The organism is Lacinutrix undariae, from assembly GCF_052934785.1.
The window spans coordinates 2,312,191-2,328,550 of the sequence record NZ_CM128809.1; the positions used below are offsets into that span (position 1 = coordinate 2,312,191).

Below are 16,360 nucleotides of genomic sequence, written 5' to 3' on the forward strand. Positions count from 1 at the left end.
GTAATTATTTTACATCAAACTATTTTATGAGCACTATAGCTTAAAAGAAAGGCTATTTTAAAATTTTATGTTCCAATTATTATGACGCATCCATTACGTTACGTTTTTCTCATATTACTTACGGTACTATTATCTTGTAAAGCCATTGCTTTTGGTAAGGTTTCAAAAGACACATTACAAACTTTAAAAATTGCTTCTTGGAATATTAGGGATTTAGGACGTACAAAAGATGCAGATGAAATTACTGAAATCGCTAAAATTATTAGAGATTATGATGTGGTGGCTATTCAAGAAGTAGTTGCTAAAGATCCTGCAGGAGCTCAAGCGGTAGCTAAAATTGCCGATGCGTTAAATCGTATGGGAAGCAAATGGGATTATCGCATAAGTATACCCACCCAAAGTCCGTCGGTTTATATTAGCGAGCGTTATGCCTTTTTATGGAAAACATCAAAAGTGGCACTAAAAAGTAGAGCATATTTAGATGATTCACTCGCTGAAGTTATTTACAGAGAGCCTTTTATTGCTGAGTTTGTTTTAAAAAACGATCCAATACCTTTTTATGTGGTTAATTTTCACTCTCGTAAATTTAATGACCATCCAGAAGTAGAGATTACATATTTAAAAACTTATGCTGAAAAACTTAACTCTAAGCGTGTTTTTGTTTTAGGAGATTTTAATTTGAAAATGGCACATCCTGTATGGGAACAATTATATAACGTAGGATTTAAACCCGCACTAAAAGAGGTGAAAACAACACTAAAAACCGCTTGTAAATTGGGTAACTATTTAAATTACGCGATAGATAATATCTTATATATACCAACACATACAAAGCTTTTATCTTCTGGAAGTAAAGATTTTGTAACCAATTGCGAACAGCTAGAACATGCACGTCAACTCTCAGATCATTTACCTGTGTTTATAGAATGTAGCTTTTATTAATTCACCTTTAAAGTATCTGTAGCTGTTGTAGTTTTTTCTTGTTTTATGCTTTCTATTTGCTGTTGTAATTTATTAATTTGATCCACAGACATATCTTCTCTAATTGAATCTTTAAGCATGTTCATACGTTGTAATTTTTCTTCGGAATAATTAGTGTCGTCATCATCTTCCATTTCCGAAAGATCGGGTGATTTACTACCTAATTTAATATCAAAATCATCACTAGTTCCTTTCACAACTATTGGAATTCCTAATAAACCAAGAGGCGGTAAACCAATACGCATTTTAAGACTCATTTCGCCATCTAAAGTTGTTTGTCCTTCTACTCTTAATTTAAACGGACGTACTTTAAATTTAAAACGTTCCAGTTCTAAAACATTATTATTTACGGTCGATTTAATAGTGATTTCTGAAACTTTAGGATCATTTAAAGCATCAAATCCTGATTTTTCAGAGATTCTACCTAATAATTTATATCCATCAAATTTCACGCTGTGTACTTTTAAAACTCCACCACCTTTTAAGGCTGATAATACCGGCGTCATTTCGTGATCTAATGTTCCCGATAAGTTATAATCTACCGAAACTACTCCAGAAGCTTGAGCTGCAGCAGGTGCTAATTCTTTAAAAAGTTCCATGCTATTATAACCTTTTTCAATATTGAAATTATTGGCTTTAATATCCATTGAAAATAAGGCTTCATTAGCATTTAACGGTTGGTAAAACCCATCAAGTTTTGCCGTCCCATCTACCATATTTAAGTCCGCGTTTTTTAAGAAAAGTCCTTCATCTTTAAGGTTTAAATTCCCCGAAAGCTTAGTGATGTTTAAGCTGTTATATTTTAGAGTATCAATGGCGATATTAAAAAGAATATCTACATTTTCTGGAATTTGCATAACGCCACTAACAACACTCTGTACAGAATTAATACTCGTAACACTATCCAATTTTTGCTGTAATTGTTCTTCCTTCGGAAAAAACTCAGTAATATCTATATTAGCAGATTTTAATTTTACATCACCACGCAACACCCCTTTATCGTATAAGGCGTAATCTATATAATTCTGAAAAAAGCCATCCAAAATCATACGAGACGATTGATGTTTGATATCCAATTGTGAGATGGCCATTTTATCATTCAGAAATAAAAATTCACCGTTATTAATATAAACTGGATACTGTAAAACATCTGTTTTAATTTCAATGTTTTTAATAGCAAGTGTTCCGCTATGAGAATTTTGATTTTGAGCCGTATTAAGTTGCCCTTTTAATTTTAAGTTAGCATCTATTTCTCCGTTTTTCACTAAAAAAGGCAAGGCAACCACTTGGTTAAGCGTGGTAAAATCTATTTTTCCTTTACTCCTGAAATCATAGTTTAAATTATCAAAATTTTTAAAAATACCCTGACTTGTAAATTGATTATTCAAAAAGCTAAAGTTGAAAGTATTTACCGTTAAAGATGACTCGGCGTAAGTAGCTCCGTTGTTTTCCGCAACAGCGTCTAACTGAATATTTTTAATAGGTTCTGGATGTCCTGAAGTTTGTAAAACACCATTTGATAATTTAAAAACACCGTTAGTTTTTGGTAATTTAGATATTTTAGGTTGGTAAACCCCATCTACGTTTACATTTGTGGCTAATATGCCGTTGAATTTTAAATCGGGTAAATTCAGGGTTTTATTAAGAATATCTAAGTTGATATTCGAAATAATATTAGATTTTATATATAAAGAATCGGCTTTTCCTCTCAGCAATATTTTTCCTTTAGTAACTTCGTTATTGAGTGTAAAGTTTAACGTATCTAGATTAAAATCCATCCAGTTGTCACGTAATTCACCATTAAATTTCAGGTTAAGATTTTTAATAGCTTCCTCTGCGTCACTGTGTTTTATAGTAGCATCGTCAATATCAATTTTTACTATAGTTGTTGCTATTTGTGAAGCTTCAGGAACAGTTCCAGTGTAGCCAGTAAGACGTAAATGTGCGTTTAAATCGCCATTAAGACTTACGTTTTTAGACCATGTTACATATTGAGGTGGCAATGCAGTAACCACATCTTCAATAGTACCGTCTTCGGTATTAAAAAGTAAATTATAGGCAAAACCATCTTCAAAAACATCAAGTTTTCCGTGAAAATTAACGTCAAGATCATTTAAGGAAATCGTGTTTTTATCGAGCTCAATAGATAGGTTTTCGGTATCGTAAATGGTTAAGGATTTGGCTTTAAGTTTTTTCCCATTTATATAATCGATATTATCAAAAACAACATCCACATTATTCATGTCTAAATTAGAGCCTAATTTTATTTTACCATCATTAATTTTCCCTCTTCCGTTGTAGTTTAAACCCTTAGAAATTACAGTAATCCCTAAGTCTTTATCTTCATAAAAGATATTTGCATTATCAATTTTAAGATGTCTTAAATTTAGTTTTATTCCAGTACTAGTAGTGTCTTGAGGCGTTATTGTATCGGTAGAAGTAGTGTATATATCGTAATTATTTCTACCAAATTTATCTTTTATAAGTTTAATATTAGCATCCGTCAAGTAAGTTTCATTAATAACTACTTTATCAGAAAACATGAGTTTAAAGATGTTAATTCCGAAGCCTAATTCTTTAGCGGTAACCAAAGTGTCCTTTTCAAAAGGTTTTGAGCCAGCAAGATTAACGTCTTCAAAAGAAAATGTAAGTGACGGGAAATGATTAAAAAACGAAATGTTTGAGTCTTTAAATTGAAGTTCGGTTTCTAGATTCTCATTAATTCCTTTTTTAATTTGATTAGATATTCCATCACTAAAAATAGAAGGAATAGCAAAAAGACTAATTATAAGAATAGCTAATATTGCTACTACCCATTTTATGAGTTTTAGAAGTCTGTTTTTACGAGTGTTTTGTGCGGTCATTAAAGCTGTAATTGCTTGATATTATTAAGCGCACAAAAATAGTGTTATTTTGAGAGTATTAATCTGTGTAAGTGTTTTTTATAAGGTGTTTTTTGTTAAAATGTTGTGAACGTTTTAAGCTTACCAATTAGAGAATGATATTCCTAAACCAATTGTATTTTGATATTGGTTATAATCAATTAATGTTTCGCCATAGCCAGTAAATAATTGCGCATGTAAATTTAAGCCCTCATTAATAGGGTAGAAGTAGTTAACTTGTAGACTCCCACGATTTTTATTAACAGAAAAACTATTGGTGGCAATTGCATAGAAGGTGTGTTTTCTTAATTTATAAATAGCGGTTACACTTCCGTTACCAATATAGTTAGTGATGGCTGGATTTTCATCTTCATCATCAGATAATCTTATCCATGGATTTAGATAAATAATTAAATTTTCACGTTCTAAAGCAAGGTTAAAAATCACACGATTCCAACTTCTTGAACGCGGTAAATCTCTACCGTTTGATTGGTGGTTAAAACTGATTCCTGCCATTTTAACGTTGAAGCCTGCAAAGGTTAAGTTAAGTGGATAGGTAAACATTAATTCGGGTTCGTAATTAAGTTCTCTAAAGGCGCGAGAAATATCGGTATTGTAAATTTGCCAATGTGCAATTTGTGTATATCCTACCCATAAATCTCCTTTTCCAAAGAATAAAGATTCAGCAACTTTGGTTTTAAAACTGAGTTGAAATTTGGCTTCAAAACTATTGTAATTTACTTCTTCGGTTACCGTGTGATCTGGGTTTTCACTATAAGGTAAGGTGTTGGGATTGCTAGACCATCGTGCTACATCTACATAAATAGGTTTATAAGAGGTGAGCTTAAAAGTTCCTTGTTTATTCGTTTTATCTAAATCCCATGCGGCAGATAGTGTTTTGAATTGAGGAGTCGCTTTTATAGAGTCTTGAGCCCTTGCTTTAAGACTAAAAAGAAAGAGTAGTATAAAAACAAAAGAAAGTATTTTAGTCATAGCTCGTGATGTAAACCGTATTGTATGTTATAAAGATATTGCAAAAGTAGTTTAAAATTAGGATGGCGAAATTATTTAATGTTTAAAAGACGTTTTTTTAAACATTATCAGTTTTTGTAGACTCTTAATATTAATTTATAGATAATAAACTGATTATAATCATAGTATTGAAGTTGTTTTATTAGTAAATTTATAGGTATAAACGAAGTTAACTATGAAAACAAAGCAAGAGTTGTTAGCAGATATAACAAAATTAACAACCAATATAGAAACCAATTACCCCGAATTATATGTGTTTTTATTAGAAGAACCAATTACCATTCCTTCTGATGAACATCCACATATAGATGTTACAGCATTGCAAGACTATTTGGAGACTTTAAAGCAAGAACTCAAACATCATATTGAAAATCATAAATCAAAATAAATGGCAGTTGTAGATTATTATAAAACGTTGGGAATTTCCAAAACAGCGTCAGAAAAAGATATAAAAAAAGCTTACCGAAAATTAGCGCGTAAACATCATCCGGATTTAAACCCAAATGATAGTGAAGCTGAAAAAAAGTTTAAGGAAATTAATGAGGCTAACGAAGTGTTAAGTAATGCTGAAAACCGTAAAAAATACGATCAGTATGGAGAGCATTGGGAGAACTCAGAAGCATACGAGCAAGCAAAAAAACAGCAACAACAACAAAGATCATATCAAGGTCAATCTGGTCAAAGAGGAGGATATAGCGAACATGATTTTGAAGATGTTTTTGGGAATATGTTTGGAGGTCAGTCTTCAGGAGGTTATCAAAGAACCTCTAGGTTTAGAGGTCAAGATTTTAATGCAGAGCTTCAGTTAGATTTAAAAGATGTTTATGAAGACCATAAACGTACGTTAACTGTAAATAATAAAAATATCAGGATTACTATTCCTGCAGGAGTAGAAAATGGACAAACCATTAAAATTAAAGGACATGGTGGCAAAGGCACCAATAATGGGCCAAATGGAGATTTGTTAATTCAATTTTCAATTCAAAATCATACAAAATTCAAAAGAGATAAGGATAATCTTTATACTACTGTAGATTTAGATTTATACACCGCTATGTTAGGTGGTGATTTAATGGTAGATACTTTTACAGGAAAAGTTAAATTAACGATTAAACCAGAAACTCAAAACGGAACCAAAGTGAAGCTGAAAGGTAAAGGTTTTCCTAAGTATAAAAAAGCAGAACAGTTTGGTGATTTATATATTACGTATCAAATAAAAACGCCTACAGCGCTCACCGATAAAGAGAAAGCCTTATTTACAGAACTTCAAAAACTAAGATAATTATGGAAGTAACAGATTTAATTTCTATAACCACTTTTTGCACACATTATAATGTGCCACCAACATTTATTAACGACTTACAGGATTACGAACTGATAGAAATTGTAGTATCAGAAAACGTAGATTATATTAAAACAACTCAAATCAATGAGGTTGAGAAAATGATACGTTTACATTATGATTTAAACATCAATTTAGAAGGATTAGATGCCGTTTATAACTTATTAAAACGTGTAGAAAACCTGCAAAGCGAAATCACATCACTTCATAATAAATTAAGGATTTATGAAGATTTATAAGCCAAATTAATATAATGGACACGATACAACAGTTTTTTATTGATTATCCTCTTGTGAAGAGTATTATTAAATATATTATAATACTTGTTTTTGTATTGCTATGTATTCATTTTATTAGGACATTTTTAAAACGAAATATAGCTAATGCCTCAGTGCGTTATAAGTCACAAAAAGGGGTAGAGTTACTCGGTTATTTTATACTTGGTTTCATTACTGTTTTATATTTTACAGGAAGTATTAAAGATTTTACCGTAACCTTAGGTTTACTTTCTGCAGGATTAGCCTTTACATTACAAGAGTTAATTTTAAGTGTTGCAGGTTCTGTATATATATTTATTGTAAAAGTGTATGAACCTGGAGATCGTATAGAAATTAATGGCATTAAAGGAGACGTTATTGATGTGGATAGTATTTACACGACTATGATGGAAATTGGGCAATGGGTGGAAAGTGATAATTACACCGGACGAATTGTAAAACTAAGCAATGCCTTTGTGTTTAAAGGTCCGGTATATAACTACTCTAAAGACTTTCCTTTTATTTGGGATGAGTTTAATTTACCAATCCGTTATGGTTCTGATATCGAATTGGCTAAAAGTATAATTATAGATGCTGCTACAAGTACTCTTTCTGAATATACAAAAGCATCAAAAGATAAATGGACAGAGGTGGTCTCTAAATATTATGTAGAAGACGCTATGGTAGAACCTACATTAGCTACAACGTTAACCGATAATTGGATTCAATTTAATTTACGATATATCGTCGATTATAAAAAGCGAAGAGTCACCAAACACTTATTAAATGATTTGATAAGAAAAGCTATTGAAGCTACCAATGGTAAAGTTGTTTTGGCGTCTGCTACGGTTGAACTTATTAAAATACCAGAAATAGCCATTAAAAAATAGCAAATTGAAATTTTTTAAATGCGTAAATTAAAGGAGAATTTTAGTTTTATAATAGCTGAAATTAGCACAAGTAATTATAACAACCTTAAATAAAGAGACTATGTTTAAAAATTTAGAAGAGCGAGAAATTGATTACATTTTAGAAAATAATTATATCGGCCAATTAGCTTATATCTATAATGGAAAGCCATTTATTGTACCTATTACTTATTTTTTTGATAAAGACAATAATACTATAATTTGCTATTCAGGAGATGGACATAAAATGAATGCGATGCGTAAAAACCCAGAAGTATCTTTACTTGTTTCTGATATTGATAATATTACTAGCTGGAAATCGGTTTTATCACATGGTATATTTGAAGAGTATTTTGAGAGTGAAGCCAAAGCCTATTTACACCAATTCTCACTAGGAATTAAAGATATTATATTAGAGAAGGAGCACAGCAAAGCGAACTTTATTAGTGATTTTTCTAGTAAAATTTATAAAGATGATATTCCTACAGTTTTTATTATTAAGATTAAAAGTAAAGTGGGTAAAAAACGGTTAAACTAAACACGTTAAATAACTTATTAAAAAAGAATAATCTTTATAAAAGCAAAACGATACCGTATATTATTGTCTCGCTTTTTAAATGATATTAAGACTGTTCTTGAGGATAATGTTACCCTTTAAACTGAATTGTAAAAGTTGTACCCACATTAATTTTGCTATCTACACTTATGCTTCCGTGTAAACTAGTAACATGATTGTATACTAAGTATAATCCTACACCTTTGCTATCTTCATTACCATGAAATTTTTGATTCAATTTAAAAATAAGATGTCCTACTTTTTTCATATCGAAACCAAGACCGTTATCCGAATATTTAAACATTAGTTGACCATTTTTTTGAGTCGTCATTATTGAAATATTAAGCGGCACATCAGGACGCGCATATTTTATAGAATTGGTAATAAAATTAAGAAAAATACTTTCCATATATGCCGCATTAAACGTCACCTGTTCTAAACCTGAAAAATCCAATTGAAACTCTGCCTCAGATTTTTGTACTAATGCATTTATAGAATTTATAACCTTTTTTAAAATGGTATTAAAATGTACCACTTCTAACTTTTCATTTGCAATGTTTTTATGCTTAAAAGCTTCAATGTATGTGTTTAGTGAAGCGTTTAAACCTTCCGCAGACATTTTTATATAATTAAGCGTATTCAAAGTTTCTAAATCGGTGACCTTGTTTAAATCAATTAAATCTACTAAAGAAATTAGATTATTTACAGGAGATCTTAAGTCATGAGAAGTGGTGTAATTAAGCTGTTTTAGTTTCTCATTAACTTCGCTAAGTTTACTTAAATGAATAATACGCTCATTTTCTAATTCTTTTTTATGAGTAATATCTTTTGCAATCGCATATACCAATTGTTCATTATCCATTGGGATAGAAGTCCAGTGGAGCCATACTAATTTTCCAGATTTAGAGACGTAGCGGTTTTCAAAATTGATTAACGGTTTATTGTTTTTTAAACTTTGTCTATATCTAGCGGTACGTTCTTTATCTTCTTTATATATGAATTCTGAAATCAACTTTAATTTTAATTCTTGTTCAGAATATCCTAGTAAATCTATAAAAGCTGGATTAATTTTAACAAAATAGCCTTCGTAATTAGCAATACAGAGACAGTCTATTGAGAGTTCAAAGAAAGGATCTAATTTAGGAACCATGAGTTTTGGGTTTAATACACTTATTTACTAGAGAAGGGTTGATATAAAAAAATAAGATACGAATTTAGACTTACTTGATTATATAATCAATTAAAAAAAAGCAATTTGTTATGCCGTAATTTAGGTTTTATATTTAAAACTTTCATTTTTAGATTGTAATGATCATGGGTTTTGCATTAATAATTGTTTTGATACAGCTAAAGTGCGTCTTTTTTTTTATTGATTTTTGAATTTTAAGTTTACAAGTCATTTAATAATTGAATTGAAGCGTTTTTTATTTCTTAAATAATTTATGACCAGTAATTTAAATAAATATCATTAATTTATAAAACAAAGCAATAATGGCAATCATAGGACATATAATTAAAGGAATAATTCATGGATCGGATATTGTGTCTTCAGAATTTAATGCTGTAGAAGCACAGAAAAACGTCCTTCAGAATTTATTAGAAACAGCAAAAGAAACTAAGTTTGGTGCCCACTATAATTTTGAAGCTATTTTAAATTCCAGTTCTCCTGAAGCAAAATTTAAAGCTGAGGTTCCTTATTTCGATTATAATCAAATTACCGAAAATTGGTGGCAAAAAGTACAAGATGGCGCTACAGATATTACTTGGCCAAACCATCCAGATTATTTTGCTTTAAGTTCTGGTACTACTGGAAAAACTAATAAACGTATTCCGGTAACCGATGCTATGATTACTGCAATTAGAAATGCAGGAATTCAACAAGTTTTAGCTTTAAAAAACTTTGATTTACCAGCAGATTTTTATGAGAAAGAAATCATGATGCTGGGAAGTTCTACAGATTTAGAACGGCATAATGATGCTTTAGAAGGTGAAATTAGCGGAATTAGTGCGAGTAATATTCCATTTTGGTTTCAAAATTATTACAAACCAGGAAAAGAGATTGCTCAAATTGATGATTGGGATTTACGAATACAACGTATTGCAGAAAAAGCTGCTGATTGGGATATTGGAGCTTTAAGCGGTATCCCGTCTTGGATGGAATTAATGTTAAAAAAAGTGATAGATTATAATGGTTTAAATACCATTCATGACATATGGCCTAATTTACAGGTTTACACCTCAGGAGGTGTTGCTTTTGGGCCTTACGAAAAGAGTTTTAATGCGCTTTTAGGTAAGCCAATAACTATAATTGACACGTATTTAGCTTCGGAAGGTTTTATAGCCTTTCAAGAACGGCCCGAAACAGATGCAATGAAATTAATAACCAATAACGGTATTTACTTTGAGTTTATTCCGTTTAAACCCGAATATATTCAACCCGATGGTTCGCTAGTACAACATGCACCATCGCTAAATATTTCTGAAGTTGAATTGGGGCAAGATTATGTTTTAGTAATTAGTACCGTTGCTGGAGCTTGGCGTTATCTTATTGGAGACACGATTGAGTTTACCGATATTGAACGTGCTGAAATTAAAATTACAGGTCGCACAAAATTCTTTTTAAATACCGTAGGTTCTCAGTTATCTGTTAATAAATTGAATGCTGCTGTACAATATCTTGAGAAAGAATTTGATATTGAAATTCCCGAATATACACTCTGTGCAAACCGGATTAATGATGATTTTTACCACTGTTGGTATTTAGGAACGGACTCTAAAATAGAGCCTTCCAAACTCGTAAAATCTTTAGATAATTTTTTGAAAACAGCTAATAAGAATTATAAAGTAGCACGCTCTAAAGCTTTAGAAGGTATAAAAGTGCATACCGTATCACCATCTGTATTTCATGATTGGAGTGGAAGTCATAAGAAAAAAGGCGGACAAGTAAAAATGGAACGTGTTATGGGACAAGAACGTTTTAAAGAATGGGAAGATTTTGTAGTTTCTAATAAATAACAACAATAAAAGGCTTTAATTTTCTTTAGCCTCTCTTGCTTTTACTAGTAATAAAATTTCATCTGGAGACAAATAGTATTTTTTAATACGCGCTTTGTAGGCTGCATCAATTTCAGCATTATTTAATATAAAATGTTTTGTTTTTAAAATGTAGGTTTCCATTCCAGATGTTACGGCATAAGAATCTGCTGCGCGTTCAGCTTCTTTAATATAATTATCGGAAAGCGCGTACCTAATTCCAAACCAAATAAGATTTAAACTACTTCTATTTTTATAATCGGTTATATGTCCTAATTCATGCCCTAACCAACCAATTAAAATATCACTATCCACATTAACGGTTTTAAATTCTTTTCCTGAAATTTTAAACTTACGACTCATTAAAATTAAATACTTTCTTTTTTTTCGCGGATTAAGAAGGCTCCAAAATACAGGCTGAGCGAGCATAGTTGATTTTTTTATGTCCTTTTTAAAACGGAATTCTATAATCGTATTTTTAAGTTCTGGATAGTAAGAAAGCGCTGTAGTGGCTTCTTCTTTTATTATTTCGGGTATAATGTGTTGTGCTTTTGTATGTTTTACACTCATAAATATTAGGATGTATATTAAAAATTTCATTTGTTTTATTTTGATTCAGAATTACAATAATGGACTAAAAAACTTAGCAAATCCTTCAAGTAGTTTTTTCCAAACCGGTCTGTTTTTATAGCTCTCATAATCTAGAGAAATATATTGGTTAGAAATCTCATCAAACTCTTTTTTAATTTGTTTTGTTAATTCAGAATCATATAGTAATACGTTGGTTTCAAAATTGTGTTCAAAACTACGATAGTCAAAATTTCCCGAACCCACAGATGCAATTTCATCATCAATAAGAATCATTTTACTGTGTGAAAAATCAGATCTTAAATATATTTTAATACCTACTTCTAAAAGCGATTCAAACCTAGAAAACATACTTAGTTTTGCCATCGTAGAATCTGATTTTTTTGGCACGAGTATATGAACTTCTACACCACTAAGTGCTGCGATTTTTAAGGCTTGAAGCACTGCGGTACTAGGAATAAAGTAAGGGTTTGCAATACATATACATTTTTCGGCTAAGGTGATCATGCTAATATATTGTTGCATAATTGCGGGATGTTTTGAGTCTGGTCCTGCGGCTACAACTTGCACTGTGTGATGGCCTTTAGAGGCTGTTTTTGGGAGGTATTTTTCATTTAAAAGTAATTTTTCATTACTTGCAAAATAATAATCTTTAATAAATACACGATGTAAACTATTAACGGCCGGACCTTCTATTTTTAAGTGTATATCGTTCCAAATACCAAGATTAGAAATTGGTTTTATGTATTTATCAGACACATTTACACCTCCAGTAAATCCTATCGTACCATCTATAATAATTATTTTTCTGTGGTTTCTATAATTCAATGTAAATAGCAAACTACCAAATCTAATAGGCATCATTGGAAATGCTTTTACACCAATAGCTTTAAAGCGTTTTATGGTATTTCCTTGAAAAGACGAACTACCAAAGGAGTCGTATATTAAGCGTACTTCAACACCTTGCGCGATTTTATTTTTTAAAATCTCATAAAAACGTGCTGTAAGTTCCCCTTCCGAAAAGATATAATATTGTAAATGAATAAACTTTTTAGCCTTCTGAAGTTCTTCAAAAATACTATCAAAAGTTTGTTCACCTCCGTTTAAGATGGTTACATCATTTCCGCTATATGGTGATAAAAGAGCACTGTTTTTAATAAGTTCGGCTAATTTTTTTTCTTTAGTAGAATTAAAAGTCACCTTGTTTTCTAAATCATGAATGTCTTTATATTTATTATTGAATAGTTTTCGTTTTTCGGTTTGTTTCAGTCTAAAAAACTTAAATTTTCTTCTGTTTACTCCAAATAAATAATAAAGTATTGGTCCGGCAAATGGCAATACAATTACTGCTAAAAACCAACTTAGTGATTTAGTAGGACGGCTACCATGTAGTACAATACTGAAGATGCTCCAAAGTGTTACGATGCCATATAAAATCCATAATAAGGTTTGTATCATTGTATTTTTGTTTTGTATTTACAATATAGTTATTAGGTTCTTAAAAAAGGAGGATAAGATGCTTTTGAGTTACAAAATAATGTGATAGCGCTAAGCCTAAAAGGAGGTAATAGGTAACTTTCGCTATAATCAAAAAATATTATGAGCGTGATTTCAAAAGACAAATTAAAAATGACTATTTATTATAATTCTGAAAATTCAATAGGGAAGCAAGTTTATGCTTATGCACATGCAGCCGATAAGAAATTATTGGGCATAGATGTTTCAAAAACAAATGTTACAGGAACGCAATGGGTAGAATTAGCAAAAGGATTAAGTGTTGATGTGAAGGATTTAATACAAACAGATCATCCTGATTTTATTAAAACTTATGGCGAAAATAAACCCGATTTAGAAACGCATGATTGGCTTAAAATTTTAGAAAGCGAACCACAATTGCTAAAACATCCAATTATAATAGATGGTGAAAATTACCGACAAATAAAAAGTACTGCCGCATTTAAAAAATATATAGAATCGGATAGTGAAACGCAAGAAAAAGAACCCTTAGATAAACAATTTACCGATGACGAAAGACCCTAATATACATAATAAAAAAGGGCTATTAAAAAGTAAACTATTCTTAGTTAGTCTTGGGGTAGTTGGGGTTTTTATGATAGGACTATTTGGTGCGCAACTTTACGTAAAGCATAAAATTTCTACTATGATTTTAACAGATTTACCTGAAAATTTGGAGCTAACTTATGCGCATTTAAATTTAAATGTTTTATTAGGTAATGTTGAATTTGAGAATGTGACATTGACGTCTTTAAATTTAGAAGCCAACAAAACAGCTGCTGAAATAAGTTTAGAAACACTGCACATTAAAGCTATTTCTTATTGGTCACTTTTAAAAAATAAGCAATTAAAAACGGATAATATATATGTGGAACATGCCCGTGTAAAAGTTTTTAAAAAGACTTCGGATGATGTGAGATTTTCTATTAAAGAGGTGTCTTTTACACTCTCTGAATTTGTAACGGATAGTTTGTTAGTTAAAAAGAAAATACCTTTCAAATATACAGATTTAGATCTCGAATTAACCCATTTGTATTTCGATTTAGGTTCATACGAGACACTTAAAATAGATGCACTTTCTTATAAAAAAGCCACTCTAAATTTTAGTGATTTAGCAATAGCCTCAAAATGGAATAAAACTATACTTTCCAAGAAATTAATTAAAGAACATGATTATGTAGATTTTAAAGTAGCATATGGTGCTTCGGAAGGTTTTAGAGTTAAAAATGTAAATGATAGTCTTAAGATATCTACAAGTAATTTTGTTTTTAATACTTCAGAATTACACCTTTTTAGAGATAAACTTATAACAAATGATACTTCCAAAAAAGAACTTTATGCGACAACGCTTAAAAAGCTCCCTATTCAATTAGATATTAACTCGTTTTTGATTGATGATTTAAATATTTTTTATTCTGAACGTGTAGATAAAGATGTTGAGCCTGTCTCCATTTCTTTTGAAAATTTAGAAGCTAAAATTCAAAATCTATCTAATATAAATACTAAAAATACAACTATTGAAGCCACAACAGCGCTTATGGGAAAAGCACCTTTAAAATTTAATTGGGATTTTAATGTGTTTGATCCTTCTGCAGGATTTAATGCTTCAATAGTTTTAAAAGATTTAGATGCACTTACTATTAATCCATTTTTAGAATCTCAGGCAAATGTTAGAGCCGTGGGACGTATCAATGAGATGTATTTTACTATTCATGGAAATAATGAGAAATCTGCTGGAGATATGAAAATGAAATATGAAGATTTTAAATTCACTATTTTAAATGAAGACCAACTAGGAATCAATAAAACATTATCTACCTTAGTAAATATTATAACCAATGACGGCTCTAAAACAGATGAAAACGGTTATAGATATGGTGAAATTAAAACAAAACGTGATCCTACAAAGTCCTTTTTTAATTACCTGTGGCTCAATACAAAAAATGGATTAAAAACCACCTTAACAGGAAATGGTGAAAAATAAATTAATAAAAAATTGCATGCAAAATAAAACAAAAACACGCTTAAATAAAAAGCGCTATAAAATTCCAATTATCATTATCACAATTTTAGTTGTTGTAAGATTACTACTTCCTTTTGCGGTTAAAAAATATGTAAATGGTGTTTTGGCAGATATCCCAGGCTATTATGGACAGGTTTCAGATATTGATCTTTCACTATTAAGAGGTGCTTACGTTATTGATGGTTTGTATTTAAATAAAATAGATGCCGGTTCTGAAGTGCCATTTATAAAATTAGAAACAACCGATATTTCTATAGAATGGAAATCGTTATTTAAAGGACGCGTTGTGAGTGAAATTATCCTGACTAGACCACAGTTTATTTATGTGTTTGAAGATCAACAAAAAAATGAAGCTGAAGATCCTGATTTTAATGATTGGACGAAAGCTTTAACCGATTTAGTACCAATTGCTATTAATAATCTTAAAATTATAGACGGGAAAGCGGCATTTGTACAACTTACCGCAGATCCTAATATTGATTTAAATTTAAACCAGATTAATCTTACCGCTACCAATTTAAGAAATGTAGTAAGTAACAATCGCGAATTGCCTTCAGAAATAAAAGGAACAGCCGTTTCTATTGGGCAAGGACGCGTAACATTGAATGGGAAAATGGACTTGGTAAAACAAATTCCAGATATGGATATGTCTTTTGCATTAGAAGATGCCGATGTAAACGCATTAAATGATTTTACTAATTATTATGCAGGAATAGATTTTGCTGAAGGGAATTTTAGTGTGTTTAGTGAAATTGCAATTGCCGATGGGTTTTTAACAGGATACGTTAAGCCTTTATTGAAAGATTCAAAATTAATAAGTGCAGAACAAGACGGATTTTTAAATACACTTTGGGAAGGTTTTGTAGGCTTTTTTAAGTTTGTCCTTAAAAATAAAGGAAATAATACTCTCGCTACAAAGGTGCCGTTATCAGGAGATTTAAATAATGTAGAATCTAAAATATGGCCTAGTCTTTTTAATGTCTTTAAAAATGGATGGATAGAAGCTTTTAAAGGTGTTATAGATAATGATGTTACTTTTGAAGATGCTGAAAAAGGAAGCGAAGATCGTTCTGAAAAAAGTTCAGAAAATGAATGATAAAGCTTATCATAAATAATTGCTTGAAAAAGAAAATAACGATAAGCTAAAAACTCTTATCGTTATTTTTTTAGTAGAATTTAGTTGTTAGAATGATAAAATAATTAGACACAAAAAAACCGCAGTATTGCGGTTTTTTGTGGATTG

15 protein-coding genes are annotated in these 16,360 nt (G+C 30.6%); 10 read left to right on the plus strand and 5 right to left on the minus strand.

Annotation, left to right across the window (positions count from 1 at the left end; all coding sequences use genetic code 11):
• Nucleotides 1–81 precede the first annotated feature (81 nt).
• Nucleotides 82–942 (plus strand): endonuclease/exonuclease/phosphatase family protein, encoded by an 861-nt coding sequence (locus ACU4C5_RS10265; protein WP_446844119.1) that lies wholly within the window; start codon nt 82–84, stop codon nt 940–942.
• Here the strand turns inward: ACU4C5_RS10265 and ACU4C5_RS10270 are convergent.
• Both ACU4C5_RS10270 and ACU4C5_RS10275 read right to left on the minus strand, forming a co-directional pair.
• On the minus strand, nt 939–3,845 hold the full coding sequence (locus ACU4C5_RS10270) for a hypothetical protein (protein ID WP_446844120.1): 2,907 nt from the start codon (nt 3,843–3,845) through the stop codon (nt 939–941). The genes ACU4C5_RS10265 and ACU4C5_RS10270 overlap by 4 nt on opposite strands.
• A gap of 120 nt (nt 3,846–3,965) precedes the next feature.
• Nucleotides 3,966–4,856 carry a phospholipase A gene (locus ACU4C5_RS10275; RefSeq protein WP_446844121.1) on the minus strand — a complete coding sequence of 297 codons (891 nt, stop codon included), beginning with the start codon at nt 4,854–4,856 and terminating at the stop codon, nt 3,966–3,968.
• Nucleotides 4,857–5,070: 214 nt separating this feature from the next.
• Between ACU4C5_RS10275 and ACU4C5_RS10280 the strand changes: the two genes are divergently transcribed.
• The 5 genes from ACU4C5_RS10280 to ACU4C5_RS10300 all read left to right on the plus strand — a co-directional run bounded on the left by ACU4C5_RS10280 (nt 5,071) and on the right by ACU4C5_RS10300 (nt 7,940).
• The gene (locus ACU4C5_RS10280) at nt 5,071–5,283 is read left to right on the plus strand and encodes a hypothetical protein (RefSeq protein WP_446844122.1); all 213 of its coding nucleotides are present in this window, start codon (nt 5,071–5,073) and stop codon (nt 5,281–5,283) included.
• On the plus strand, nt 5,284–6,177 hold the full coding sequence (locus tag ACU4C5_RS10285) for a DnaJ C-terminal domain-containing protein (RefSeq protein WP_446844123.1): 894 nt from the start codon (nt 5,284–5,286) through the stop codon (nt 6,175–6,177).
• A 2-nt stretch (nt 6,178–6,179) separates the two neighbouring features.
• Nucleotides 6,180–6,476 (plus strand): chaperone modulator CbpM, encoded by a 297-nt coding sequence (locus tag ACU4C5_RS10290; protein WP_446844124.1) that lies wholly within the window; start codon nt 6,180–6,182, stop codon nt 6,474–6,476.
• Nucleotides 6,477–6,490: 14 nt separating this feature from the next.
• Nucleotides 6,491–7,384 carry a mechanosensitive ion channel family protein gene (locus ACU4C5_RS10295; protein ID WP_446844125.1) on the plus strand — a complete coding sequence of 298 codons (894 nt, stop codon included), beginning with the start codon at nt 6,491–6,493 and terminating at the stop codon, nt 7,382–7,384.
• A 100-nt stretch (nt 7,385–7,484) separates the two neighbouring features.
• Complete coding sequence (locus tag ACU4C5_RS10300) at nt 7,485–7,940, plus strand: pyridoxamine 5'-phosphate oxidase family protein (protein WP_446844126.1); 456 nt, start codon at nt 7,485–7,487, stop codon at nt 7,938–7,940.
• Between the two features lie 109 nt (nt 7,941–8,049).
• Here the strand turns inward: ACU4C5_RS10300 and ACU4C5_RS10305 are convergent, their stop codons facing one another.
• The gene (locus ACU4C5_RS10305; protein WP_446844127.1) at nt 8,050–9,108 is read right to left on the minus strand and encodes a PAS domain-containing sensor histidine kinase; all 1,059 of its coding nucleotides are present in this window, start codon (nt 9,106–9,108) and stop codon (nt 8,050–8,052) included.
• A 341-nt stretch (nt 9,109–9,449) separates the two neighbouring features.
• Here ACU4C5_RS10305 and ACU4C5_RS10310 point away from each other — a divergent pair, with 341 nt between their 5' ends.
• Complete coding sequence (locus ACU4C5_RS10310; RefSeq protein WP_446844128.1) at nt 9,450–10,973, plus strand: GH3 family acyl-acid amido synthetase; 1,524 nt, start codon at nt 9,450–9,452, stop codon at nt 10,971–10,973.
• Between the two features lie 15 nt (nt 10,974–10,988).
• Here the strand turns inward: ACU4C5_RS10310 and ACU4C5_RS10315 are convergent, their stop codons facing one another.
• Both ACU4C5_RS10315 and cls read right to left on the minus strand, forming a co-directional pair.
• Entirely contained in the window at nt 10,989–11,591 is a 603-nt protein-coding gene (locus tag ACU4C5_RS10315) for a hypothetical protein (RefSeq protein WP_446844129.1), read from the minus strand.
• 21 nt (nt 11,592–11,612) lie between these two features.
• On the minus strand, nt 11,613–13,037 hold the full coding sequence (gene cls, locus ACU4C5_RS10320) for a cardiolipin synthase (RefSeq protein WP_446844130.1): 1,425 nt from the start codon (nt 13,035–13,037) through the stop codon (nt 11,613–11,615).
• Between the two features lie 141 nt (nt 13,038–13,178).
• Between cls and ACU4C5_RS10325 the strand changes: the two genes are divergently transcribed.
• The 3 genes from ACU4C5_RS10325 (at nt 13,179) to ACU4C5_RS10335 (ending at nt 16,213) form a co-directional block, all read left to right on the plus strand.
• Entirely contained in the window at nt 13,179–13,619 is a 441-nt protein-coding gene (locus tag ACU4C5_RS10325) for an arsenate reductase family protein (RefSeq protein WP_446844131.1), read from the plus strand.
• A 121-nt stretch (nt 13,620–13,740) separates the two neighbouring features.
• Nucleotides 13,741–15,078, plus strand: coding sequence for a hypothetical protein (locus tag ACU4C5_RS10330; protein ID WP_446844132.1), 1,338 nt, complete (start codon nt 13,741–13,743; stop codon nt 15,076–15,078).
• Between the two features lie 16 nt (nt 15,079–15,094).
• Nucleotides 15,095–16,213 carry a DUF748 domain-containing protein gene (locus ACU4C5_RS10335; protein ID WP_446844133.1) on the plus strand — a complete coding sequence of 373 codons (1,119 nt, stop codon included), beginning with the start codon at nt 15,095–15,097 and terminating at the stop codon, nt 16,211–16,213.
• The last annotated feature ends 147 nt before the right edge of the window (nt 16,214–16,360 follow it).